The sequence below is a fragment of the Nocardioides sp. CPCC 206347 genome (assembly GCF_048654605.1).
Taxonomy (GTDB): Bacteria; Actinomycetota; Actinomycetes; order Propionibacteriales; family Nocardioidaceae; genus Nocardioides.
Window position 1 is genome coordinate 345,634 of the sequence record NZ_JBMCYZ010000005.1, and the last position, 22,884, is coordinate 368,517.

Here is a 22,884-nt window from a genome sequence, read left to right on the forward strand (position 1 = left end):
GACACGTCCGCAGCATGCTCGCACCAAGATGGCCACCTAGCTTTCGGTACCGGCGCGAACAACCGCCCGGGCCGCCGACACCAGGGCGGTCTCGGCTTCTCGATGGGCGGTCCGGCGTGCGTTTAGCCAATCTCGGTGCAGCTTCACCTCCGGGCGCAGCGCCCTCATCTCCTGTCGGACCTGAGCAGGACCACAGCCGCCCAACTCCTGGCGGGTACAGACCGCCTGGACCGGATCGAGGATCGCCGCGACATCGACAGCCCCATCACGCAACAAGTTGTCACTGCCAGTGACAGCCGCGGCCGCCTCGTTGACCGACTCAGTTGACAGCCCGTGTCCCGTCGCGAGGCTAACTGCCACAGCTCGGCCGACGATCCGGTAGCTCGTCCGGTAATCCACCCCGGTGCAGCGAGTAATCGCGTCAGCCAGGTCGGTAGCGGCAGTCTGCTCGTCATGAGCACTCTGCGCGAGCGCCTCATCGTCCAACTCCAGTCGCTCCACCACCGCTCGGGCCAGCGCCAACAGCCGGGTGGCCAGTGCCAGCGAGGAGGTCACCTCGCCGTAGGTGTGAAGCCAGTTGTCAGTCTGGCCAGACGGCGTACGGCACGTTGTCAGCAAGCCGGTCAGCCGACCGACCAATGTGCCCGCCCCAGCCCTGATCACGGCGAGGGCGTAGGGGTTGCGCTTCTGCGGCATCAGGACTGAGGCCCGACAGTGTGAGGCGTGGAGCTGCACCAATCCGAACCCTGGGCTCGCGAAGATTTGCAGATCCTCGGCCAAACGCGATGCGGTCAGCGTGGCCTGGACGGCCACTGTCACCGCATCCACGAGCCCGTCGAGATTCCACATCGTGTCCCTGGTGTTGCGCCCGACAGCTGAGAACCCGAGGAGATCTGCAAGGCCTGTTCGATCAAGGCTCATGCGGGTCCCGCCTACCCCACCCGAGCCTGCCGGCGAGATATCAGCCCATACGTACGCAGCCTTCAGACGTGGCAGGTGTCGCGCTGCCTCCTCAGCGAAGCTCGCCAGGTAGTGACCAAAGGTCGAAGGCTGCGCCGGCTGCAGGTAGGTGAGGTCGGACCAAACGACTTCGGCGGCTGACACTGCCCTATCCGCCACAACGTCAGTGAACGCCGCCACTGCATCGCCAAGGTCGAGAAGTTGGTCGCGCAGGGACAGCCGGAACGCGATCCGACCAGCCTCTCGGCGGGTGCGGCCAAGATGGACCCAACCTGCGAGATCGCCCGCACGCCTGACTAGTTCTTGCTCGCGACTGTTGTACGCGTCGCCGAGTCGGACATCGAACTGGAAATCAGCGAAGGTCACTTCGCCGAGTTCAAGCAGCTGGGTGAGCAAGGCAGGCGCCGCTGCCTCGGGCATCAGCCGCTGCCGGTCCAGCGAGATCACGTGTGCCAGGTCGGCGAGGTGAAGGCCATGGTGCAGCATTTCGGCATCGCCCAGCTCAAGCCGATATCCAGCTTCGATCAGTTCGGGTGCAGGTCCTTCGGATATACGTCCTGAGGTTCCGAGGTATCCCTCGGGGATCGCTGCGGTCACAGTGCCATCTCTTTTGCGAACAGAGTCGGCGCGCCTCCGGAGACCAGGAACACCACAGGTCCTTTCTCCTCGCCCGCCCTTGCACTCCCAATGAGCGCGGCCATGGCCTTGGCCCCGAAACACGGATCGAGGAGGACCCCTTCGGTCCTGGCCACGAGTGCCGCTGCGGCCTTCCCCTCCTCGGAGGGGACTCCGTATCCGGGACCGATCCACGCGTCGCGCACATCGACCGAAGCAGAGTCAGGAGCGGGTAGTTGGAGCAGGCCCGCGGCACCGATGGCGAGGTCCTGCACCCTCCTGACGCACTCGGCCACTGGCCGACTGACACTTACGCCTACCACCCGGTCCAGCTCACCGGTCGCGATTGCCAGGACAGTCCCGGCCTGAGTGCCGCACGAACCGGTCGCCAGCCAGACGACCGGAGTCTGCAACCCGATGCGATCCGCTTGCTCGCGGATCTCGCGGGCACCGAGGTAGAAACCCACGCTACCGAGCGCCACGGCACCGCCGCGGGGAAGGACAAGCGGTCGGCGTGAACGTCTCTCAAGGTCGGCGGCGACCTCTTCGATGAGCGCATCGACCGACGACCGCGCGGAGTCGCCAGAAAACATCACCGTCGCTCCGGTGAACTCTTGAGCCAGGCGCAGGTTCCCCGTCGCGTCCGGCGGAGGATCGCCGTAGAAGCACAGAACCGACGCCATCTCGCAGCGCTGGGCGCTGAGCGCCGCCAGCATCGACCAGTTGGAATGCGGCCCGGACCCTGTCACGAGGACGTCACACCCACGAGCCAGGCCGTCGCCCAGGATCAACTCGAGCGCGCGCACCTTTGCGCCGCCCAGACCGATCCCGGTGAGATCGTCGCGCTTGAACCAGATCGGGACACCCAACTCCTCCGACAGTCGGGGGGCCGCGTGCAGGGGAGTTGGCAGGCACGCGAGCCGCACCCGCGCTAGCCGCTGCACTATCCTTTCAAAGGCCGTCGCACTCATCGACCCCTCCTCCGCTTGGGTCACCGACGGTGAACATGTCCGTCTGACCCACCACGGCGTCAACGAACCGAGGAATTGAGCCCAAGGCCTGGTCCGGATCCAGCAGCCGATCTAGCTCGGCCGAGTCCAGCGCCAGCCCCGGAGCGGAGGCCAACGCGGATTCCAAAGCCGTCCGGAGGTCAACGCCGCGCTCGCGACCCTCACGCGCCGCCTGTTGCACGAGCCGCTGGGCCGTGTGCTTGCCGATGTTGTCCGACAGAGCCCGCATGACCGGCCCGGACATCGGGTAGCCGCCCAGCCGGTCGAGGTTCGCGCGCATCCTGTCGGCGTCCACCTCAAGCCCTTCCAGCAGCCGGATGGCAGCAGCGACGCTCGCACCTGCGTACATACAGGCCTCGGGAATGATCAGCCACTCGGTCTTCCACGCCCGGCCGTCCCGTTCGTGCCCGTGGACCATTCCCTCCAGAGCCAATGACGCAGCAGCACGCACGAGCCGTGCCAGCGTGTTGACCAGCTCGGAAAGCTCGGGGTTGCGCTTGTGCGGCATCGTGATGCTGCCCACCGTGCCGTCCGTGAGTGGCTCACGCAGTTCACCGATCTCGTCGCGCTGGAGTTCGTACACCTCGTCGCCGATCTTCGCGATCGTCCCGGTTACCAGCGCAAGCAAGGACAGGAACTCGGCTACGCCATCGCGGGCGGTCAACCACGGAACAGTCGGTATGGCGAGCCCCAGCCGGTTGGCAAAGGCGACGGACATCGACTCGGCTTCCCCACCCCAAAACTCCATCGTGCCCAGACCGCCGCCGATCTGCACCAGCTCGCGCCGGGACCTGCCTTCCTCGAGCCGGTCGAGGTGTCGGTCGAGCTCTGCCGCCCACACCGCCGCCTTGAAACCGAAGGTGATGGGAAGCCCTGGCTGACCGTGGGTGCGGCCGCACATGACGGTGTTGCGATGGCGGTTGGCCAACGCAGCAGCGGCTCCTCGGGCGCGATCGAGATCGCGCTGAAGCAGCGTCGTCATGGTCCGCATCACCAGGGCGAACCACGTGTCGGTCAGGTCCTGAACCGTTGCACCGTAGTAGACCCACTCGCCGGCCTCCTTGGGGAGCACCTCCTGGAGCATCTGGATGAGTCCCATGGTGGAGTGGCCGGTCTCCCGCGTTCGGACGCCGAGCTCGGCCATGTCGGGGCGCCATGTGGTCACGGTGCGACGGATCGCCTCCGCTGCGGCCTGCGGAACCAGGCCGGTATCCGCCTGCGCCTCGGCGAGTGTTGCCAGGATGTCCAGCCACGCGGATGTCCGGCCCTCGTCGGTGAACAGCGCGCGCACCTCGGGCGAGGCCCACAAGTGGCCATAGACCTCGGAGTCAGTCAGGTGCGCACTCACAGGCCCTCGATTCCCGCGACTGGCACGGTGCGGGCCGAGCCGAGGGGGCCGGTTTCGGCGACCGGGCCTAGGCCATTGAGCAGACGCAGGGCGAGGCGCACCTCATCGAGCGTCGAGCCCCAAGGTACGACCACCCGATCCCCATGACGCTCGACGCCACGCTCCAGCATGCAGCACTTAGTGAGAACTCGACCGGTGAGGTGATCAGCGGCGCGGATGCTCGGGCAGAAATCCACCTGCCGTGCGTCCGTACCGTAGAAGTGTCGGTGGAACTGTTGCGAGCGTCCACAGCCCACCAACAGCCAGCCCTCCCGTGCGGGCGGATGCGTGTCGAGAAAGGCGACGTCACCGGGCAAGTCGACGCCAGAGCCCCGACACGGGAGCAGGTAGACCGGAGCGCGGTGCTCACGAGCAAGCTCGCGGATGTCGACGGCGTCGAGCACCAGATCGATGGGAGGGAGATCTTCGTCGAAGGCGACGGCTGCGCGGGCCATCTCGTACAACTTCGCCGGCTCGGGCGGGATGACCTCGGTGACAGTCACCCGTACCGGCTCGGGCCGCCAGATGACGTTGACATGCTCATAGCGACCCTGCACGGCATAAGCGTCCACATCCGGGCTCAGCGCGAGCTCCACCGCCTTGGCCAGGGCCGTCGCACTGCCGACGTCGACCGTCGCGTCTTCAAGCCAGGTGGTACGGGCAGGGCCGGATAGGACCCGCAATTGCACCACCGGAGCGAGCAACGGCGCTTCGTTTGCGGTACGCACCTCGACCAGAGCCAGCCGTGCGTCGTTGCGCAACAGCAGCCACCGGGTGCGTCGATAGACCTCGCGGCCCATCAGAAAGGCAGTCACCGCGTCGGTGTCGTCTAGGTCTACTTCGACGTCTTGCAGCGACAGCCCCCGGTAAGGACGCGAGATCGTATTCGGGATGGGCAGCGGTATCACCGGCGTGACGAGCTTCCAAGCATCAACGACCCGACGAGTGCGGTGTCGGCGCGCAGGCCGAGCCGGAGCGTCTCTAGGGCTACGAGGTCGTCGGGGCCGATGTTGCCGAGATTGACCGAAGGTCCCAGCGACCGGATGAACCAGGTCTGCTGCGCCTTCTGGGGCGCCTCGAAGATCATACGATCAACGGGTACTCGCGAAGTCAGCTTCGCGATGAGGTCTTCGCGCACGTGGCCGTCAGCACCGTAGAGCCCAACCGTTCCGCTTTCACGTCCCTCCGCGATCACCCAGGCAGCGCCCGACTCCAGGTCACGCTCCATCTCTGCCGCCCAAGAAGCGGCGAGAACCGGTGGGCGGTCGTCCTTGCTTCCGACCTCTGCGAGAACCGTGAAGTCGGCACTAAGAGTGCGGATCAGCTGACTCTTTCGGTCCGCATCGAGCACACCGAGACCGTTGGAAACCTCAATCATGGAGACGCCGATTTCGAGGGCCCAGACGCGCAACTCATCGACCCGGTTCTGGGCCGCGGCGATCTCCAAAAGCGTGCCGCCCAAACAGACTGGGACCCCTGCACGAGCGTACGTTTGGATGCGACGCTGTGCCGAGGAGTCGACGTAGGCGATACCCCAGCCGATCTTCACGATGTCGACCAGGTCCACGTGACTTTCAAGCAGTTCGCGAGTCGCGATGACGCCCAGTCCCTTGTCGAGCATATGCGTTAGGCCCGCAACGCGCGGTTTCCCTGAACGTCCAGGAACTGCCAGGAATGAGGGTGGGTACATCCGATCGTCTCCTCCTGCGTCGCGCTCGTCACGTCGTGATTGACGCTGACTCAACGGGACGCTAGGCCTGATCGCCGGGGTCCACCCCGGCCCAAGAGGGCAAAGAACCAGCGGTTGTTCGCCCTTTTAGGCTATGGGTCGATCGGCATCACCCTCCCTAGGTTGGCCGGGTGTCCAACCATCTTCGGCGCAACCCAGCGGAGCGCCTCCTCGTGATCGGCGGAGGTGCGGCCGGGATGTCGGCCGCCTCCGCGGCACGCCGGACAGACCCGGACCTTCAGATAACCGTCCTCGAGTCAGGTCGCTACTCCGCCTACGGTGTCTGTGGCATTCCCTACTATCTGGCCGGCCTGGTCGCGGACGCCGCCTCCTTGATCGCGCATCCGCCGACCGAGTTCATCGAACATCGCCGCATCGACCTGCGCCATTCCGTCGAGGTCGTGGCACTCGACCTCAATGAACGCACGGCACAAACATCAGACAGCGAGACCCTGGAATTCTCGACGCTGGTTTACGCAGCAGGCGCTGAACCGATCGTCCCACCGACGCTCCGGACCGAAGACCCGAGAGTCGTAACGGTCCGCAGCCTCGATGACGCGATGGCTCTGCGTGCCCGGCTCCCCGAGGTGGCCCGAGCCGTCGTCGTCGGCGCGGGTTACGTGGGTCTTGAGGTCGCGGACTGCTTGGCCCACCGGGGTGTGAAAACGACTGTCGTGGACCGGTTACCGCGCGTGATGTCAACGCTCGACGAGGTCATCGCGGAGCGCGTCGAGGTCGAGGTGCGAAAGCACGTCCAACTGGACCTCGGTTCAAGCCTCCGAGGGCTCCAACTGCGCACCGACGCAGTGGTCGTCGAGCTAGACGACCACGAGTTGACTGCAGACCTTGTCGTACTCGCGCTCGGCGTACGTCCCCGCACCGGCCTACTCGCTGCTGCCAGCCTCGCAACATCGCAGGCAGGTGCACTGCTGGTCAACGAACGAATGCAGACGTCGCACGCCGGTGTCTTCGCCGCGGGCGACAGCGTCGCGCACCACCACCGAGTCCTGGCCGCACCGTCGTACGTGCCGCTCGGGCCCGCCGCGAACAAGACCGGCCGTGTCGCGGGCATCGTCGCAGCCGGTGGGGACGCAGCCTTCGCTGGTGTCGTGGGGACAGCCGTCGTCAAGGTCTTCGACCTCGAGGTCGCACACACAGGGCTTTCGCTCGAGCAGGCCAGGGCCGCAGGCCTAGATGCTGTCGCTGCTGATGTGTCCGCGAAGACGCGCGCAAAGTACTACCCGAGCTCGGCAGCCATGCATGTTCGGCTGGTCCACGAACGCGGTGGACGTATCCTCGGAGCCCAGATCGTCGGAGCCGACGGCGCGGCCAAGCGGATCGATGTGGTCGCAGCGGCGTTGCACTCCGGCTCGACCGTCGATGACCTGGCCGGCTTCGATCTCGCCTATGCGCCTCCCTTCTCCCCTGTCTACGACCCGATCACGCAGGTGGCCCAGGCCGCCCAGCGTGAGGCGAACCGTCCGTCAGCCGTCGCCGGGAGCCGCGGACTATGAACCGTGTGGTCGTCGCTCATGGCATCGGGAGCCCGACGCTCGAGACGCTGAAGATGGAGAGCCTTCTGGTAAGGGCACTCGGCTTGGAGTACAGGTCCATCGCATGTTGACCGGCAGGCTCAGCGGCAAGGTCGCCCTCATCACTGGTGGTGGGGCTGGGATCGGCCGTGCCGCAGCCCACCTCTTTGCGGCCGAAGGAGCGGCGGTTGGCGTTCTCGACGTCGACCGAGTTGCCGCGACCCGGGTCGCTGACGAGTTGACGGCAAAGGGCGCACGGGCCATCGCCGTTGCGGCGAATGTCTCGGTCGATGTTGAGGTCTGCGCAGCTGTTCGGACACTGGTGGAGTCGCTCGGTCCGGTGAACGTGCTCTACAACAACGCCGGCGTCGCCAGTACCGGTGCCGTGGATGTCGCCGACGAGGACGACTGGGACCGCTGTATGGCGATCAACGCCAAAGGAACCTTCCTTGCTTCTCGGGCCGTGTTGCCGAGCATGCTGGCGGCTGGAGGGGGCTCGATCATCAACCAGGCCTCGGTCGCCGCAATCGTGGGTGTGGCGAACTTCGCGGCGTACTGCGCCGCCAAGGGTGCGGTGCTGGCGCTAACCAGGTCCATGTCGGTGGACCTGGCACCACGAGGCGTCCGCGTCAACGTCATCGCGCCGGGCACGGTCTACACCCCGCTGATGGAACCGCTCCTAAGGGCGCGCGGCGACGGAGACCTGGAACGCGGACTTGCGATGACGCTCGTGAAGTACCCCATCGGCAGGCTTGCCCAGCCTGAGGACATCGCAGCCGCCGCCTTGTACCTCGCCGGGAGCGAGTCGGCCTTCGTCACCGGCTCAGTGCTGACGGTCGACGGCGGAATGACCAGCCAATGAAGGAAGAAGGAGCGCGATGTTCGTCGATCAGGACAAAGTAGGCGATCTGCCGTCGGCCGCTGCCCGAGTGCGCGACGGGGACATGGTGGCGCTGGGCGGCGGCCTGTCCTCCCGGCTTCCGATGGCCCTCGTCCGAGAGTTGGTAAGGCTCGGCCGGCGGAACCTGCACGTCGTGGGCTCTGCCCACGGCATGGACGTCGACCTTCTCGTCGCCGCGGGCGCAGTCTCGGTTTGCGAAGAGAGTTATGTGGGCTTCGAACAGGACCTTGGGCTCGCCCCTTCCTACCGGCGCGCGGCGGAGGCAGGCGAGCTGGAGATTCGCGAGACCTGCTGTGTAACGATGCTGACCCAACTGCGCGCGGCACAGATGGGCCTCCCCTTCCTCCCCGTTCGCGGAGTGAAGGGGACCGACATCCGTCGAATGCACCCTGAGTACGCCGAGACAGTGTGCCCGTTTACCGGGGAGACACTCGTCGCCGTACCGCCGCTTGAGCCAGACGTTGCCCTGATCCACGCCCCGATTGGCGATCGGGCTGGAAATCTGCACCTGGAGCAGCCTTACGTGCTCGACGAACACTTCGCCCGTGCTGCTCGACAGGTCGTGGCGACGGTCGACCGGTTGGTCACGACCGAGGAGGTCGTGGCGACCGGTGTCACCATTCCAGGACACCGCGTATCGGTCGTGGTCGAGGTTCCGTTCGGGGCACACCCGACCTCCTGCTACCCCGGGTACGCCTACGACCGGCAACACCTGGCGACGTACGTAGCGGCGGCCGGACAGACCCAAACGGCTCAGGAATACCTAACGAACTGGGTAACGCGACTCGGCGGCGAAGATGCCTACCGTGCGGCGCTGGGCCAGGACCGGCTGGACCGACTGATGTCATGGTCGCACTCGATCGAGGAGTGGAAGGAACTGTTCGCATGAACTGGACACTGCCTGAGTGGTTCGTGGTCACGCTGGCCCGGACGATCTCTGACCGTGAGGTCGTCTTCCACGGGTTCGGGAGTCCTTGCGCGCAAGTGGCTATGCACGTTGCCCGCCGTACGCACGCGCCGAACATGCTCCTGATCGAGGGGGCGATGTACGCCGTCAACCCGGACCCGCCCTTTGTGCCGCCGACCAGCAACGACCATGCCCTGAAATACGGGGCGGCCTACAGCATGCGCTTCGAAGAATTCTTCGACGCCGCCTGCCGAGGCGAAGTCGACCGGATGTTTCTCTCCGGTGGCCAGATCGACCCCTACGGCAACACCAATGTCACCGCCGTCGGGCCGCTGGATCGACTGAAGGTGAAGTTGGGTGGTGGTGGCGGCGGTTGCAACATCTCGGCGACCATCCAGAACCTGACGCTCTGGACGACCCGGCACCGCTCCGGCCGGACGCTCGTACGCGAGTGCGACTTCATCACCGACTTCGGCCATCGCTCCCCGGGTGGCAGCAGGGTCGAGCTCGGCTACACAGGTGGGGGGCCACAGCACCTCGTCACCGAACTCGGGGTGTTCCACTACGACGACGCTGGACGCTCCCGCCTGGTTCAGCTGTTCCCCGACGTGACACTCGAAGAGGTGGAGCGCTCGACCGGCTTCGAGCTGCAAATCTCCTCGGATCTGGGCACGGTGCCCGTACCGACGCCGGAGGAGCTTGAAATGGTGCGCGCCGTTGACCCGCTTGCTGTACATGCAAGTGAGTTCGACTCTGCCGAACTCGACCGCACCTTCACGTCCGAGCCTGCGATCGCCTGAGTATGGGATGACGGATAGTGACCAGCAGCCGTTCGGGCCAAGATCCCTGCGGGCGCTGTTCGAGCCCAGGCGCGTCGCCGTGGTCGGCGCTTCCGCACGGGAGGGGAGCGTCGGCAACTTGGTCTGGACGAACCTCTCGTCATTCGGGGGCGAGGTTGTGCCGGTCAACGTCCACGGTGGTGAGCTCGAGGGGCACCACGTTCACCGTTCGCTGCGTGAGGTGGCAGGGCCGGTCGACCTGGCGGTGGTGACCGTGCCCGCCGAAGCCACTCCACGTGTCGTGGCCGACGCCGCGGCAGCCGGAATTGGTGCCTGCATCGTGCTCAGTGGCGGCTTCGCCGAATCAGGCGAGCGTGGACGAATCCTGCAGGACGAGTTGGTAGCCATCGCCCGCGGGGCCGGAATGCTGCTGCTCGGACCGAACTGTCTGGGAGTGCAAGTTGTTGGTACTTCCCTCAATGCGTCATTGACCCGCGAATCGATCGCCGTTTCAGGGGGCGTCAGCCTGGTAACTCAGTCAGGCTCATATGCGATGGCGCTGCCCGTGCTGTCCGCGGACGACGGATACGGATTCGCCGTCGGCTGTTCGACCGGCAACAGGTCCGATGTCGACGAAGCTGAGGTTCTAGGTCACTTGGCAGCACACCCTCAGACACGGGTGGCGTGCCTTCTGCTGGAGTCAGTGGGCGCCGGGCAGGAGCTTCTGAAGCAGGTTCGAGCGCTCGTGCCGGACAAGCCTGTCGTTGTGACGCTTCTCGGCCAATCTCCCTCCGGAGCGCGGGCAGCGGCCTCGCACTCCGCGGCGCTCGCAACCAGCAGGCGGGTCTGGGAGGACGTGTTGGTCTCGGCAGGGGCCATCGTGACCCGAACCGGGCTTGAGATGCTCGACGTCGCGGCGCTGCTTGATGCAGAACCCATTCCAGGTGGGCCCCGCGTGGCCGTCGTGACCAACTCTGGTGGCATCGGCACGGAACTGACGGACTTGCTCCAGGCGGAAGGGCTGGAGGTACCCGAACTCTCGGACACGCTCCAGCAGCGATTGGCCCGCGACCTCCCCTCATATGCCAGTCCTCGCAACCCCGTAGACATCACACCGGTCTGGTCGCGCTTCGCCGATCTCTACCCCTCACTGGTCGAGGACCTAGCCCGGTCCGGCGAGGTCGACGTCGTGGTGGCCGTGTTGCTGCAGCGCGCGGCTGATCATGAGGTGGCAGAGCGGCTCGTCGATGCCGTTCAAACTCTGCGCCGTGACGGTGTTCCAGTCACCGTTTGTGTGTGCTGGGTCGCCAGGCAGTCGCAGCGGCCCGTCGCGGCCATGCTCCGGCGCTCGGGCGTGCCAGTTCTCGAATGGCCGGAGCGAACCGCCCGAGCTATCGGACATGCGGTCCGCTTTGGTCAACTCCGGTCCGCGCCCGCTGTGCTGCGATCGACCTGCGACGAGCGCGGCGCGGACACGCTTCCCATGGGACTCGGGTACGACCCGGCCGTCGACCTGGCGTTCGCCGCCGATCAGGGGATCCCGCTTGTGCCTGGCACCCTGTGTCGCGACGAGAAGTCGGCGGTCGAGGCCGCGAAGGATCTCGGCTACCCCGTTGTGGTCAAGTTGCAACATGGGTCGATCACCCACAAAACCGATGTCGGCGGGGTGGTCCTCGGTCTGCGTGACGCAAACGAGGTGGGGAGCGCGGCCCGGCGACTTCTCGGATCGTACGACGATGCGCAGGTACTGATCCAACCAATGGCCACCGGAGTCGAGCTCGTCGTTGGCGGGCTGCAAGACCCGACCTTCGGTCCGGTGGTGGTCGTTGGCCTGGGTGGCGTGCTGGTGGAACTCTCGGACGACGTACGTTTCGCGGGCGCGCCGTTCTCCGAGCAGGAAGCCCACGCGCTGCTACGAAGCTTGCGTGGCTCCGCGATCCTCGATGGAGTGCGTGGCTCACCCGGGGTCGACATATCCGCCGTCGCCCAGCTCGTGTGCCGCGTGGGCGACTTGATGGTCCGGCATCGTGATCTGGACGTCTTGGAACTAAACCCAGTGCTGGCGACGCCCGCGGGCTGTGTTTGCGTCGACGTCCGCGTGTCCACCGCTGCTCCCGGGCGGCCCAACGACCGTCGATTCTTTGGTCCTCCGAGGACGGAGCCTGACGCAGTTCGACGCCCATAAGGTCGCAGCGCGTCGGACCTCCGGCGCCACGGCCAACCCGGCCGTGCCCCGAAGAAGAGGTGCTGCATGACTACGTCCGACCTGGATCTCAACCACCCTGTAGCGGTCGAACCCGCACCAGTCTGGGCCGGGGACCCCTCGGTTCTGGGACTGCCGTCCTTCATCGTCGGTTCCACCGCGCTGGGGCTAGTACTGGTCGGATTCGTGCCCCCAGCGGCCGCCGGAGCTTCGTTGGCGATCCTGGTTGCTGCCACCGGGCTTGGGCTGACCATCGCAGCCATCTGGGCGGCCGCGATCGGCCAGAGCGTTGTCGGTGCCGTGTTCGGGGTCTTCGCCGGCTTCTGGCTTAGCTACTCACTGCTCGTCCTTGGCCTCACCCACAACTGGTTCGGTATCGCGGCCGACGATGCAATCAGGACCCAGGAACTGTTCCTCATCAGCTGGCTGGTGATGATCGTCATGCTGACCCTTGTGACACTCCGGCTCCCCCTGGCTTTTACCCTGCTGTTCGTGCTCGTGGACCTCGCGCTGCTGCTCGTTCTGCTCGCCACCGCAAACGGGTCTCTGGGACTACAGAAGACCGCCGGTTTCGTGGTGTTCGCGTTTGTCCTCGTAGGCGCTTACCTCTTTGTGAGTGCCGCCTCGGCCGCCACCGGCGGCAAGCCACTCGCGCTGGGGCGTCCAGTGCTCCGCTGAGCTTCTGCAGGACGCGCTCGAGGTTCGCGATCGTGCGTTCGTTGACGACCCAACCCGCGGCCTCCAGTGGCTGGCGACAGGAGGCACGGGCCGCCTCCAGACCTTCCGACAGGGGTCGCCTTCGCGGTCCGGTCACCCAGGACCAGCTGTGTCGGCCTCCTCGCGGTAGGTCTGTGCTGGCAGGTAGCCGCCCATCGACGCCCACCTGCACGTACGGTCGGGCGCTGCTGGGTGGCTATCAGCTGGCCCAGCTGAGGAGGTCGGGGGGCGTCCAGGACGCGCTCGACCTGGGTGTTCCACATCCAGTCGACTCGTACAGCGCTCGCGCTCGGCGGCTGCATTGCTCCTTCGATCATCGGTGGTGCCTCCTGAACGTCCGGCGGTGCTGGCTTGAGATCCGGTCTGGTGGCCACGGTATGCGGGGTCTCCGACGCAAAGCAGGCTATCCACAGGGCCGGATCATCCGGTGCAGCTGGGCGGGGCTTACCGGCCGGGCGCGGATCGCGACATCGTGGCGGCGGTCGGCGGGACGCGGTCGGGCGCCTGGCGACGCGTCGCGGGGACGTAGGATTGGTCGATCGGTGGCGCGCTCGCCACGGCGGTGGCCGTGGTGAGGTCGGTGAGGACCTCCTGGGCGTTCGTGACCATGGATGCCTGGCCGTGACGGATCAGCTGGTTGACTCCGGTGGAGGCGGCGCTGGTGACGGGGCCGGGCATGCCCGTGAGGGGCCGGTGGAGGTTGGTGGTCCAGTGGGCGGTGTTGAGCGCGCCGCTGCGGATGGCGCCCTCGACGACCACGGTCCCCTCGGCGAGGCCGGCCACGATCCTGTTTTTTGCCAGGAATCGAGTTCGGGTGTGGGCCGTGCTGGGTGGGGTCTCGGAGACGACCAGGCCGCGCTGCGCGATGGCCTCGAGCAGCTGAGCGTGCGCGGTCGGATAGGGGCGATCGACTCCGCAGGGCATCACGGCGATGGTGGGGCCGCCGGCGGCCAGAGCTCCGCGATGGGCGGCCTGGTCGACGCCGAACGCGAGGCCGCTGACGATGGTCTGACCCGTGGAGGTCAGCTCTCGGCTCAGGTCGCTCACCTGCTCCATGCCGTAGCTGGTCGCAGCTCGTGATCCGACCACCGCCACAGCGTTGGCCGCCACCTTGGCGGAGGTCGCCTTCGCCTCTGACCCACAGGCCGACAGGTTCGCCGCCACGGTCGTGCAGCGCGCCGGCCTCGCGCAGCGCTCCGAGTCGGTTGGGCCACTCGGCGTCGGCCGGGGTGAGAAACCGGATGCCGCGGCTCTCTGCCTGCTCGAGGACCCGGCTGGGGTCGACGTGGGCGAGATCGTGGCCGATCGAGAAGGCCCAGTGAGGCTGAACCTCGGCGGCGGCCTCGAGGTAGCCGAGGACCTTGCTTGCCCCGAGCTCGCTGACCAGCCCGGTGACGCGGAGGTCGCCGGGCTCGATGGTGCAGCTGAGCTTGACGCGTGCGAGGCGGTCGGCCTCGTCGACGTCGCTGGTTGTGGCGCCTATTCGGTGCCTCCCCACAGAAGGTCGAGGTCGGGTTCGTGGATGACGTCGATGCGCTTGCTGGGGTCGTATGCGGCAGGTGCCGGCACGACCAGTCGCTGCAGCTGGCGCCCGGTGACGCTCTGCTGCGGGGTGGTGTCGTCGCGGTCCATCACGGATCTCTCCTCAGCGGCCGGGGGCAGGTCGGTCGGTGGCGGGTTGAGCCCGTGGGGCGTCCCGCTGGTTGTGGTGGCCGGGTGGCTTCGGAACGAACGACTCGTCGAGCTCGGCGCCGACCTCGCGCATCTGCGTCTGGTGGCGCTCCCACTCCCGGGGATGGAGGCCGTTCTGCAGCGCCGAAGCGACGATGGCGGCCATGGAGTAGGGCCGGTCGGCCGGCACCTCGTCGAGTGCGCACCAGGCACGTGCCCCGTCGCCGCGCAGCCAGCTGGCGAAGCCGAGCATCGAGGCCGGCGCCGCGCGGACTTCGTCCCGCGCGCGCCGGGTGAGGTCGGTCCACAGGGAGATGTGGGATGCGGTGTTATGGGTGCTCATGTCCTCCCAGAGCGCGTCTCGGGTGCTGATGGTCTCCAGGGCCACGAGCATCCGAGCGCCGTCGACGTCGGTGACGCGGTTTCCGTCTGCGTGGAACTGCTCGAGTCGGTCCAGGGCCCACTCGCGCTCGCCGCTGGGGCTGCGCGTGACTGCCGCGGCGCGCGCCTCAGGGAGGACCTGGGCGAGCGGCTCACGGTCTCCGACCAGGGACGCTGCCAGGCGGCCCGATTGGCGGCGGGTTGGACAGCGCCGGTCAAAACGGTCTTCGCGGCGATCCGCTCGGCGGTCGCCTGGGTCTGCAGGCCGGTGGCCCCGGTGTTGAATTCCCGCCAGCGCTCGCCGTCGGCCGACAACCTCAGGTGCGTGGTGATGCCGACGGTGTCCAGCCGGGTGGACAGGTGCTGGCTGGCCAGCTCGGCGCTGCGGCGGTCCTCGGTGATGCACACGATGCCGACCCGCGCGCCCGGCCGGGCATGCCGTCCGTAGACGTCCGCGATCGCATCCCAGACCTCGTCCCGGGCCCGTGCCGTCTTGGGCAGGTCGACGCGGGTGATCGGGAGACCGGGCCCGAAGGGGATCAGGATGATCGACTCCTCGGGCCATGTTGAAGCCGAGGACGTGGGGCACTGCGGCGAGCAGTTCGTCCGGGGACTGTACGACGAGGTCCATCGGGCCCGTCCCCGCCCTCAGCCGGCCTGCGCCGCGGCGCGCTCGGCACGCTCGATCCGGGCGGAGACGTACCTAAGCGAAATGCCGACCTCGCCGAAGCGGTTGTCGACGACCACGACGTTCTTGGTGCGCTTCTCGCCGGTCTCCTTGGCCGGCCAGCTCTCGGTGCGCTCGAGGCCGTGCACGAAGACCGGGTCCCCGGAGCCGCAGGTGTCGTGGACGTGGGTGGCGGCGGACCCGTAGACCTTGACGTTGTGCGGCGAGGCCCAGCGCCGGCGGGAGCAGCGCGAACACCACCACGGGCGAGGACGAAGCTCACCAGCAGCGCAGGCCCGAGGGTCACGACCCTCAGCACCGTCATCGGGACCTTCATCTCGACCACCTCCGTCGGTTAGCACTAGTGCGAATCTCTCGACTTTGCCGCGGGGTGATCGTTCGACGACCTCCGCGCGACTTAGGAAAACGAGACCAGTTTGTGCCCAGCCGCCGACACCAACGGAGTTATCCACAGCCCCAATCCAGCCAGAGCAGGGACCGGGCCCGACCTGGGTTCATGGACCAGACCCGATCCCGGACCACTCCGATCGAAAGGAACCACCCGTGAACACCCTCACCGCCAATGACACCTGGGACCGCCTCGGCTCCATCGCCCAGCTGCTCCACCAGGCCGCCACCCGCGTCTGGGAAGGGGCAGAGCCCGACTCACCGCTGCAGTCCCTCGGTCTCGGCGTCTACCTGGCACAGGCGCAGGCCAGCTCACTCCTCCCCGAGGACTACCAGCTGCCCGACGTCGACCAGGAGGACCTCGATGGGCAGAGCGCGCTGCAGCTGCTCACGGCCGCGGAGGAGCTCACCCGGCCACTCCCGGCCCACCGGCCCGACCTGGTCAACAGCTCCCAACTGGTGGTCGACCTGTGCGACCTGATCCGGGAGGCACGCGACCTTGGATGCTGACAGCCGGCGCGGCTTCGCCGACGTCGACGACGCGCTCTTCGACATCACGCAGATCCCGCTCACCTCTCGGGACATCCGCACCGTCGGCGAGCTGCTGCACGACGTCGACCACACGGCGCGCCACCTGCTGATGGACGTCGCCGGCGACGACGCCGGCCGGCTCCTACATGGCTGGCCTGACCTGGTCACGGCCGCGGCGTCGCTGTGGAGCAGCCTGCCCGGGCAGGGATTCGGGGCAGGTGCGCACACCCGCGATGAACCCATCACCCGCCTGGTCTCGGTCGGGGACGCGATCGGCAGGAGTTTGCGCAGCAGTAGCTGGCCGCCGGCGAGCCGGCCCGATCGGCGCCTGACACAGATGACCAGGACCCTCGGTCACGCCGGCGACCTGGTGCACCGCTACGGCGCCGACATCCCGGTCCAGCGCACCGAGAGCTTCCGCGACCTCGAGGCCGCTCGCGCCCGGATCATGCACGCCCTGTACGTCAGCGCCCACGCCGTCGGTGTCTCGCTGCACCAGCACGGCCGCAGCCGGTACCAGGCCGCGCTCGGTACCAACCGCCCCATCGAGCTCAACCTTCGTCACTCCCCCTACGCAGTACCGCCGACCACCGAGTGGATCCGCCGCATGACCGTCTCCGAGGCGGCCGCGGGCAGATACATCGACGGACGGTTCACCCAGGCGCTCCGGGGCGAAGCCAGCCGACCGGTCGAGGACGACACCCGGATCTCCCGCGCTCTCGCCGGGTGGGACATCCAGGCCCACCGCACCCTCGCCTCCGACGCCTGGCCAACGAACATGGTCCTCATCACCCGCACCCAGGGACTCTTCGCCGGTGCCGCCATGGTGCTCGTCGACGCCGCACAAATCGGCGGCCGCGTCGAACCCAACGACCGGCTCTCTCCGGCGATCGCCGAGTCTGGCCGCGCCTGGAGCAACCTCGCCAGCCGCTGGGATGACCTCACCGCCCCAGATGCTCGTCTGGACCCAGACCTCACGCGTGCGGCCGCCGAGGTCCGCGCTGCCTGCCGTGAGCTGACCCACGGCTCCACCACGATGGACAGCCTCGACGTCATCGCCACCAGGCGCGGCCTCGATCGCAGCACTCGCGCGACCCTCCATGCCCTCGGGTCCAGTTCGGAGCTCGCCTACGTCGTCTCCGAGAAGGCCAACGTCCCGGGCCTCACCGGACCAGCCCGAGCGCTCTCTATCCGAGCCCACAACGACATCGAAGCAGGCCTGGCCGCCTCGCGCTCTGAAGGCGACGTCGTCTGGGTCTCCCCGGAAGAAATTCTCGCACGCAAGATCGTGCCTGTTCCTCGTCCCGTCGTAGAAGGCCTGCACATCGCCAGCCGTGCAACGGTCGAGTCCTGCAACCGCGCGAGCACTGTGTCCCTCGCTTGCGTTGGCGCCCGAGAGTTGGCCTCCCGGAACGATGCCCCTCGCAAGTACTCCCGAGAAGAGTCCATGAGGGGCGCCCCGGTTGGCGACCCAAACGTAGGGACCATCCACCTGCGCGCTAGCAGGTCACGCTGACGCGCCCGCGCCGGTTCGGATCGCGTCGACACGCCACCACACGCGACGGCGCGACGCCCGCGTAGTGGGAACCCAACCGCCCATCGCCAGCGACGGCGAACTCCATCCCCGTCGCGACTCCGGGCGTACTACGACCCGGGGTACCGTGGTCGGACAAACCAGCCCATCGAGGCGCTCACGCGGAACCCGCGCGGCCGAGAGTTACAAGGCTGGTACAAATGGCCACACGATTTCGACGTTTGCGCAGGTCAGCATGGGTCAGTCAGTCAGTACTACGACATCTGATCGATCGGAGGTTGAGGAGGGTCGCGCGGCGACCGTCTCGAAGCCGCACACAGTTCGCAACGGTGGCCCCAGGAGTTCCTGGGGCCACCGTCATTTCTGTTACGGACTCCGATCGCGCCTTCCCGGGGTCACCGCAATGCGTGCGTAGACATCTAGGCAAGGGTGATGGCTCGATCTAGTCTGGGATGTCTAGCACCCAGGTGCTGCAGCGGCGGCGCCGGATCGGAGATCCCGATGACACGAGGCAGCCTCACCCATCGCTTGCGACGACACTCGGCGTGGGGCAAGGCGGCGTTCGCGCTCGCCTTGGTCGGCGCCGCCATAGCCGCCGTACCTGCCCAGGTACCTGCTCAAGCGGCAGCCGGCCAGAAGGTCACGGCCGCGACGGCCGTCGCGCGCTCGTGCCACGCCAAGTACGTCGACGGGGCCGCCGGCACGCAGACGGTCACGGCGACCGCGCCCGTCACGGGCCTCGTCCGCGCGCGCCTGTCGGGCGGCGGCGACTGGGACCTCGGCGTCTTCGACTTCAGCTCCGGTCGCACGGTCGCCGGCTCGGCCGGCTTCACGTCCAACGAGCTGGCGGAGGGCTTCGTCAAGAAGGGCCAGAAGCTGCGCGTCCAGGCGTGCCGCTTCCGAGGCAGCGCGTCGAGCGCCGACCTGTCGATCGACTTCGTCGCGATCGCAGAGCACTCCATCGGCAAGGTGAAGATCGTTGATGTCAACACCCCCACCCGCAAGCTCAAGCAGCGGCTGCAGGGCCTCGACCTCGATCTCACCGAGCACGGCGACTCGAACTCCGTCGAGGTCGTCCTGCATGGCACCGCCGACGAGCGCAAGCTGCGCGAGGCCGGCTTCACCTTCAGCGTCCGGATCGCGGATCTCGAGTCACGCTCGAAGTCGAACGCGACCGCCGACTCGAAATTCGCGGCCGCGAACCCCAAGACGCAGCTGCCCAGCGGTAGCAACGCCTACCGCCACCTCGCGGACTACAACCTCGAGCTCAAGCAGCTGGCCATCCGCTACCCGGGGCTGGTCAAGGAGCTGACACTCAACCACCAGTCGGTCGAGGGCCGCGACATCCACGGCATCGAGATCACGCAGAACCCCAACGCGCGGGACGGCAAGCCGATCTTCCTGCAGATGGGCGTCCACCACGCGCGTGAGTGGCCGTCGTCCGAGCACGTGATCGAGTTCGCGTACGACCTCCTGACGAACTACGGCAGGAGCAGCCGGACCACGGACCTGGTCAACACGACGCGCACGATCGTCGTACCGATCGTCAACGTGGACGGCTTCAACCTTTCGCGGGAGGCTCGGCACGCCGGCTTCAGCGCCTCCTTCGGCCTGTTCGACTACGAGATGAAGCGCAAGAACTGCCGGATCTCGTCCTCGACGCCGGCGCAGTACGCGAGCGGCACCTGCGGTGACAACGCCGCCGGGCGCCTGCGTGGCACCGACCCCAACCGCAACTACGGCGGCCTGTGGGGCGGCAGCGGCGCGAGCGTGTCCTGGTCCAACGACACGTTCCGCGGCGATGCGCCGTTCTCCGAGCCGGAGATCCAGAACATCCGCGAACTGCAGAGCACCCGGTCGATCACGAACCTGATCACGAACCACACGTTCTCGAACCTCGTGCTGCGCCCGCCGGGTGTTGCCGACATGGGTGCCCCGCTCGAGGAATCGCTCGTGAAGGCGCTCGGGGCGCGGATGACCAGCCACAACGGCTACGCCAACATCCCGGGCTACGGGCTCTACGACACCACGGGCAGCACCGAGGACTGGACGTTCTGGACCGCTGGCTCGCTCGGATTCACCTACGAGATCGGACCCGACGAGTTCCACCCGCCGTACAACAACGGCGTCGTCGACGAGTACCTCGGCCGCGGCCAGGCAGCGGGAGCCGGCAGGGGCGGCAACCGCGAGGCCTACTACGAGATGCTCACGTCGACGAAGGAGGAGGCCCTGCACTCGGTCATCGAGGGTTCGGCACCGGCCGGCTCGACGCTGACGATCAGCAAGACGTTCCTCACCGAGACCTCGCCCATCTGGAACAACGACTACGGGACGGACATCGGCGCCGTCCAGACGTTCCAGGACACGCTCGAGTACTCCATGGTCACCGACGGCACGACGTTCGAGTGGAACGTCAACCCGTCGACGCGGCCGGTCGTCGCCGGACGCGACGGGCGCGACGCGCTGGGACCGCCGCAGGGGCCGATCGCGCTGGCCAACCCTGCCGGCCAGCCGGGAGAGAACACGGGCGACCCGCTCGCGGGAGCGCACGAGGAGATCGAGTTCGAGGTCGAGGGCCTGCCGACGTACGACAACGGCCGCATGGCGGTGCACATCGACTGGGGCGACGCGAACACCGACTGGGACCTCTACGTCTACGACGCGGCTGGCAACCTCGTGGCGCAGTCCGCGGCGTTCGGCGACACGACCGAGGACGCCGTCCTGTTCGACCCTCCGCCCGGAACGTACACGGCCGTGGTCGTCAACTTTGACCAGGTCGACGGCCAGGCGTTCGACGACTGGGGCAACGGCGGCGTGACGTTCCAGAGCCCGAGGCCACGCGTCGAGAACCCCGTCAAGGAGGCGTGGACACTCACCTGCAAGCGGCCGAACGGCACGCTGGCGTCCCCGATAGAGGTCATCGTCGATCGCGGAGGACGAGCCGACATCGGCGACGCTTGCGCGTGACTGGGAGGGACGGCTACCGGCCGCGGCGGCGAGGTGATCGCGATCCACCCGGCCCACGCGCGCTCGACCGCGACGTCGGCGAGCGACGGGAACCGCCGCGCAAAGGCACCTGCCAGCTCCTCGACCAGGCCGGGATCGGGCGTCTTCTCCGGGAGCGGGTAGGTGGTGCCGCGCTCCAGTCGTCGTACACCGAAGACGATGGTGTTGCGCGGGGTGAGGCGGTAGTTCTCCATGATCGCGTGCTGGGTCACGAGGCCCATGCCACTGGTTCAGCCGAGTGCCGCGATGCGCTCGGGAGCGATCGGCTCCGTCTCCACCTCGATCACGTAGATGGGCACCGACAGTTGCTTCGGGGTGATGTCCCACTCGCCGGCGTCGTGACTGCGATGGCCCCGGGTCTCCCCCGGGGCCATCGACATTTCGCGAACGAACTCACCGAAGCAAGACCTGAGCGAACTCATCCGCCGAGCACGAACGTGCCACCGTCGACGAACCTCAACTGCGGGAACTCCCCCGCGGCGCACAGTACGCCGACCGTCCCCGACGGGAGCACAGCCAGGGAGGTCGCATCACCGCGCCCGTCGGCGAAGGGGGCCTCGCCGCCCGGCTGCCGGATCCAGGCAGGGGGCACGTTGCCCGGGTCGGTGAAGTCCGCAGACTGCACGTGGGCCACTACGTCGTCCCAGGTGTGGCCGTCGCCCACGCCCGCGACGAAGAGTCCGGTCGGTCCCTCCCAGCTGTTGCGCAGGGTGAGACTGACGATGCCGGCGGTCGTCGGCAGCGGCGTGCCGAGCGAGCAGGTCGTGCCGTCGAACGAGACTTCCAGGGACCCGTTCGCGACCACACCTCCCGGCCGTGGCGCACCCCGGCGCAGCCCTGCGAGGGTCGCCTCGACCACGCCGTCACCGTCCGCCCGGGTCGCCACCCTCACCGGCCGACCCGACGGGTCACGCGAGATCCGACCCGCCGCGGGGCCGTCCAGGGTCACCGAGACCGTGAACTGCTCCCAGGTCAGCAGGTCCGGGTCGGTGAGCGCCACCGCCGCCACCGGGTCGAACCAGTAGTTGCCGGGCCCTGCGAGCGCTGGCGCTCGGAGGTACATCTCGTAGGCGATGTCAGCACCCGCGGCCTCGTGGTCGGCACCGAGGAGCGCGAGGACGTCCTCGGGAACCGGGACGTGGCGGGTCGCATCGAGCGGTACGAGCGTCACCGGCACGCCGGACCCGAGCACCGCGGCGAACGCGTCGGAGTCGGCCCCGGCATTCCACTCGACGTGGTCGCTCGACGTCGTCGGCGCGACCTCGAGGTTGCCGGGCGCCTCGATCGTGCCCGCCATGGAGAGGATGCCCGTCACCTGCTCGAGGGCCGCCGGGTCCGCGGCCAGGAGGTCGGCGAGGTTGGTCCACGGGCCCAGCGCCAGGACCGTGGCCGGTCCCGCGGAGACCGCCTGGGCGAGAACGGCGACAGCGTCCGGCCGAGCGACCAGGTCCTCGACCGGATCCTCGACCTCAGGCAGGTCCACGCCGTTCATCGCGTCGCTGGCCCTGCGCCACTCCACGGGGAACGACCGGCCGTGAGGCCCGGGCTTCTCACGGCCACACCCGAACGGCACGTCGGTCCGGTCGAGTACGGCGAGCAGGCGCGCCAGGTTCTGCTCGCCCTGCTCGCACTGCACCAGGCCCGTGCCGCTGATCGCGATGCCACGGACGTCGACGGCCGGGTCGCGAAGCAGCACGAGCAGGGCCAGCAGGTCGTCGGCGCCGAGGTCGGTGTCGACCACCACCGGCAGCAGATCCCTGGAGGTCGACGAGCCATCGGCAGCAGGCCGCTGCGCGGTCGGTGCGTCGGGCGCACACGCCACCAGCAGCAGCACGACCGACCACGCGACCAGCACCCATCGCATGTGCCAGCATCCCACGCCCACGGCGGCCGCGGTGGTTGAGGTTTTGAACGGCCTGCCTGCCCCGGGCTCGGACACTGTCAGG

General features: G+C 67.7%; 20 protein-coding genes. 9 read left to right on the forward strand and 11 right to left on the reverse strand.

All coding sequences use genetic code 11. The annotated features are described in order from the left end of the window. Positions 1-36 precede the first annotated feature (36 nt). From ACOACQ_RS18605 to ACOACQ_RS18625, 5 genes are read right to left on the reverse strand one after another with little or no spacing between them, the layout of a single operon-like run. On the reverse strand, positions 37-1,557 hold the full coding sequence (locus ACOACQ_RS18605) for a lyase family protein (protein WP_378601918.1): 1,521 nt from the start codon (positions 1,555-1,557) through the stop codon (positions 37-39). Next, positions 1,554-2,546, reverse strand: a complete 993-nt coding sequence (locus ACOACQ_RS18610) for a 1-aminocyclopropane-1-carboxylate deaminase/D-cysteine desulfhydrase (protein WP_378601921.1) — start codon at positions 2,544-2,546, stop codon at positions 1,554-1,556. Before ACOACQ_RS18610 ends, ACOACQ_RS18605 begins: the two co-directional genes overlap by 4 nt. Further along, the gene (locus ACOACQ_RS18615; protein WP_378601924.1) at positions 2,527-3,933 is read right to left on the reverse strand and encodes a class-II fumarase/aspartase family protein; all 1,407 of its coding nucleotides are present in this window, start codon (positions 3,931-3,933) and stop codon (positions 2,527-2,529) included. The genes ACOACQ_RS18610 and ACOACQ_RS18615 overlap by 20 nt, the downstream gene beginning before the upstream one ends. Next, on the reverse strand, positions 3,930-4,880 hold the full coding sequence (locus tag ACOACQ_RS18620; protein ID WP_420281053.1) for a DUF7714 family protein: 951 nt from the start codon (positions 4,878-4,880) through the stop codon (positions 3,930-3,932). Before ACOACQ_RS18620 ends, ACOACQ_RS18615 begins: the two co-directional genes overlap by 4 nt. Then, complete coding sequence (locus ACOACQ_RS18625) at positions 4,877-5,662, reverse strand: phosphosulfolactate synthase (RefSeq protein WP_378601930.1); 786 nt, start codon at positions 5,660-5,662, stop codon at positions 4,877-4,879. The genes ACOACQ_RS18620 and ACOACQ_RS18625 overlap by 4 nt, the downstream gene beginning before the upstream one ends. Positions 5,663-5,874: 212 nt before the next feature. On the opposite strand from ACOACQ_RS18625, the gene ACOACQ_RS18630 reads away from it, so the two are divergent. The 6 genes from ACOACQ_RS18630 to ACOACQ_RS18655 all read left to right on the forward strand — a co-directional run bounded on the left by ACOACQ_RS18630 (position 5,875) and on the right by ACOACQ_RS18655 (position 12,701). Further along, complete coding sequence (locus tag ACOACQ_RS18630) at positions 5,875-7,215, forward strand: FAD-dependent oxidoreductase (protein WP_420288990.1); 1,341 nt, start codon at positions 5,875-5,877, stop codon at positions 7,213-7,215. A 103-nt stretch (positions 7,216-7,318) separates the two neighbouring features. Next, positions 7,319-8,095 (forward strand): SDR family NAD(P)-dependent oxidoreductase, encoded by a 777-nt coding sequence (locus ACOACQ_RS18635; RefSeq protein WP_420288991.1) that lies wholly within the window; start codon positions 7,319-7,321, stop codon positions 8,093-8,095. Positions 8,096-8,111: 16 nt separating this feature from the next. Then, entirely contained in the window at positions 8,112-9,023 is a 912-nt protein-coding gene (locus ACOACQ_RS18640) for a CoA transferase subunit A (protein ID WP_378601939.1), read from the forward strand. After that, positions 9,020-9,841 (forward strand): CoA-transferase subunit beta, encoded by an 822-nt coding sequence (locus ACOACQ_RS18645; protein WP_378601942.1) that lies wholly within the window; start codon positions 9,020-9,022, stop codon positions 9,839-9,841. The genes ACOACQ_RS18640 and ACOACQ_RS18645 overlap by 4 nt, the downstream gene beginning before the upstream one ends. A 7-nt stretch (positions 9,842-9,848) precedes the next feature. Next, a complete protein-coding gene (locus ACOACQ_RS18650; RefSeq protein WP_378601945.1) occupies positions 9,849-12,005 on the forward strand; it encodes an acetate--CoA ligase family protein in 2,157 nt (718 codons plus the stop codon). A gap of 66 nt (positions 12,006-12,071) precedes the next feature. Then, positions 12,072-12,701, forward strand: a complete 630-nt coding sequence (locus tag ACOACQ_RS18655) for a GPR1/FUN34/YaaH family transporter (RefSeq protein ID WP_378601948.1) — start codon at positions 12,072-12,074, stop codon at positions 12,699-12,701. A 483-nt stretch (positions 12,702-13,184) separates the two neighbouring features. Here ACOACQ_RS18655 and ACOACQ_RS18660 read toward each other — a convergent pair whose 3' ends face one another. The 4 genes from ACOACQ_RS18660 to ACOACQ_RS18675 all read right to left on the reverse strand — a co-directional run bounded on the left by ACOACQ_RS18660 (position 13,185) and on the right by ACOACQ_RS18675 (position 15,821). Beyond that, positions 13,185-13,829, reverse strand: coding sequence for a DNA-processing protein DprA (locus ACOACQ_RS18660; RefSeq protein WP_378601951.1), 645 nt, complete (start codon positions 13,827-13,829; stop codon positions 13,185-13,187). A 390-nt stretch (positions 13,830-14,219) separates the two neighbouring features. Beyond that, positions 14,220-14,375 carry a hypothetical protein gene (locus ACOACQ_RS18665; RefSeq protein ID WP_378602085.1) on the reverse strand — a complete coding sequence of 52 codons (156 nt, stop codon included), beginning with the start codon at positions 14,373-14,375 and terminating at the stop codon, positions 14,220-14,222. Between the two features lie 10 nt (positions 14,376-14,385). Further along, the gene (locus ACOACQ_RS18670) at positions 14,386-15,423 is read right to left on the reverse strand and encodes a DUF4192 domain-containing protein (protein WP_378601954.1); all 1,038 of its coding nucleotides are present in this window, start codon (positions 15,421-15,423) and stop codon (positions 14,386-14,388) included. A 17-nt stretch (positions 15,424-15,440) separates the two neighbouring features. Beyond that, a complete protein-coding gene (locus tag ACOACQ_RS18675; protein WP_420288992.1) occupies positions 15,441-15,821 on the reverse strand; it encodes a single-stranded DNA-binding protein in 381 nt (126 codons plus the stop codon). A gap of 202 nt (positions 15,822-16,023) precedes the next feature. On the opposite strand from ACOACQ_RS18675, the gene ACOACQ_RS18680 reads away from it, so the two are divergent. The 3 genes from ACOACQ_RS18680 (at position 16,024) to ACOACQ_RS18690 (ending at position 20,899) form a co-directional block, all read left to right on the forward strand. After that, positions 16,024-16,377 (forward strand): hypothetical protein, encoded by a 354-nt coding sequence (locus ACOACQ_RS18680; protein WP_378601957.1) that lies wholly within the window; start codon positions 16,024-16,026, stop codon positions 16,375-16,377. Further along, positions 16,367-17,914: a hypothetical protein gene (locus tag ACOACQ_RS18685; RefSeq protein WP_420288993.1), complete on the forward strand. Its 1,548-nt coding sequence runs from the start codon at positions 16,367-16,369 to the stop codon at positions 17,912-17,914. The genes ACOACQ_RS18680 and ACOACQ_RS18685 overlap by 11 nt, the downstream gene beginning before the upstream one ends. Positions 17,915-18,433: 519 nt before the next feature. Continuing rightward, on the forward strand, positions 18,434-20,899 hold the full coding sequence (locus tag ACOACQ_RS18690; RefSeq protein WP_420288994.1) for a M14 family metallopeptidase: 2,466 nt from the start codon (positions 18,434-18,436) through the stop codon (positions 20,897-20,899). Positions 20,900-21,168: 269 nt separating this feature from the next. Here ACOACQ_RS18690 and ACOACQ_RS18695 read toward each other — a convergent pair whose 3' ends face one another. Both ACOACQ_RS18695 and ACOACQ_RS18700 read right to left on the reverse strand, forming a co-directional pair. After that, positions 21,169-21,318 carry a hypothetical protein gene (locus tag ACOACQ_RS18695; protein WP_420288995.1) on the reverse strand — a complete coding sequence of 50 codons (150 nt, stop codon included), beginning with the start codon at positions 21,316-21,318 and terminating at the stop codon, positions 21,169-21,171. Positions 21,319-21,356: 38 nt separating this feature from the next. Further along, complete coding sequence (locus ACOACQ_RS18700; protein ID WP_420288996.1) at positions 21,357-22,802, reverse strand: nucleoside hydrolase; 1,446 nt, start codon at positions 22,800-22,802, stop codon at positions 21,357-21,359. Between the last annotated feature and the right edge of the window lie 82 nt (positions 22,803-22,884).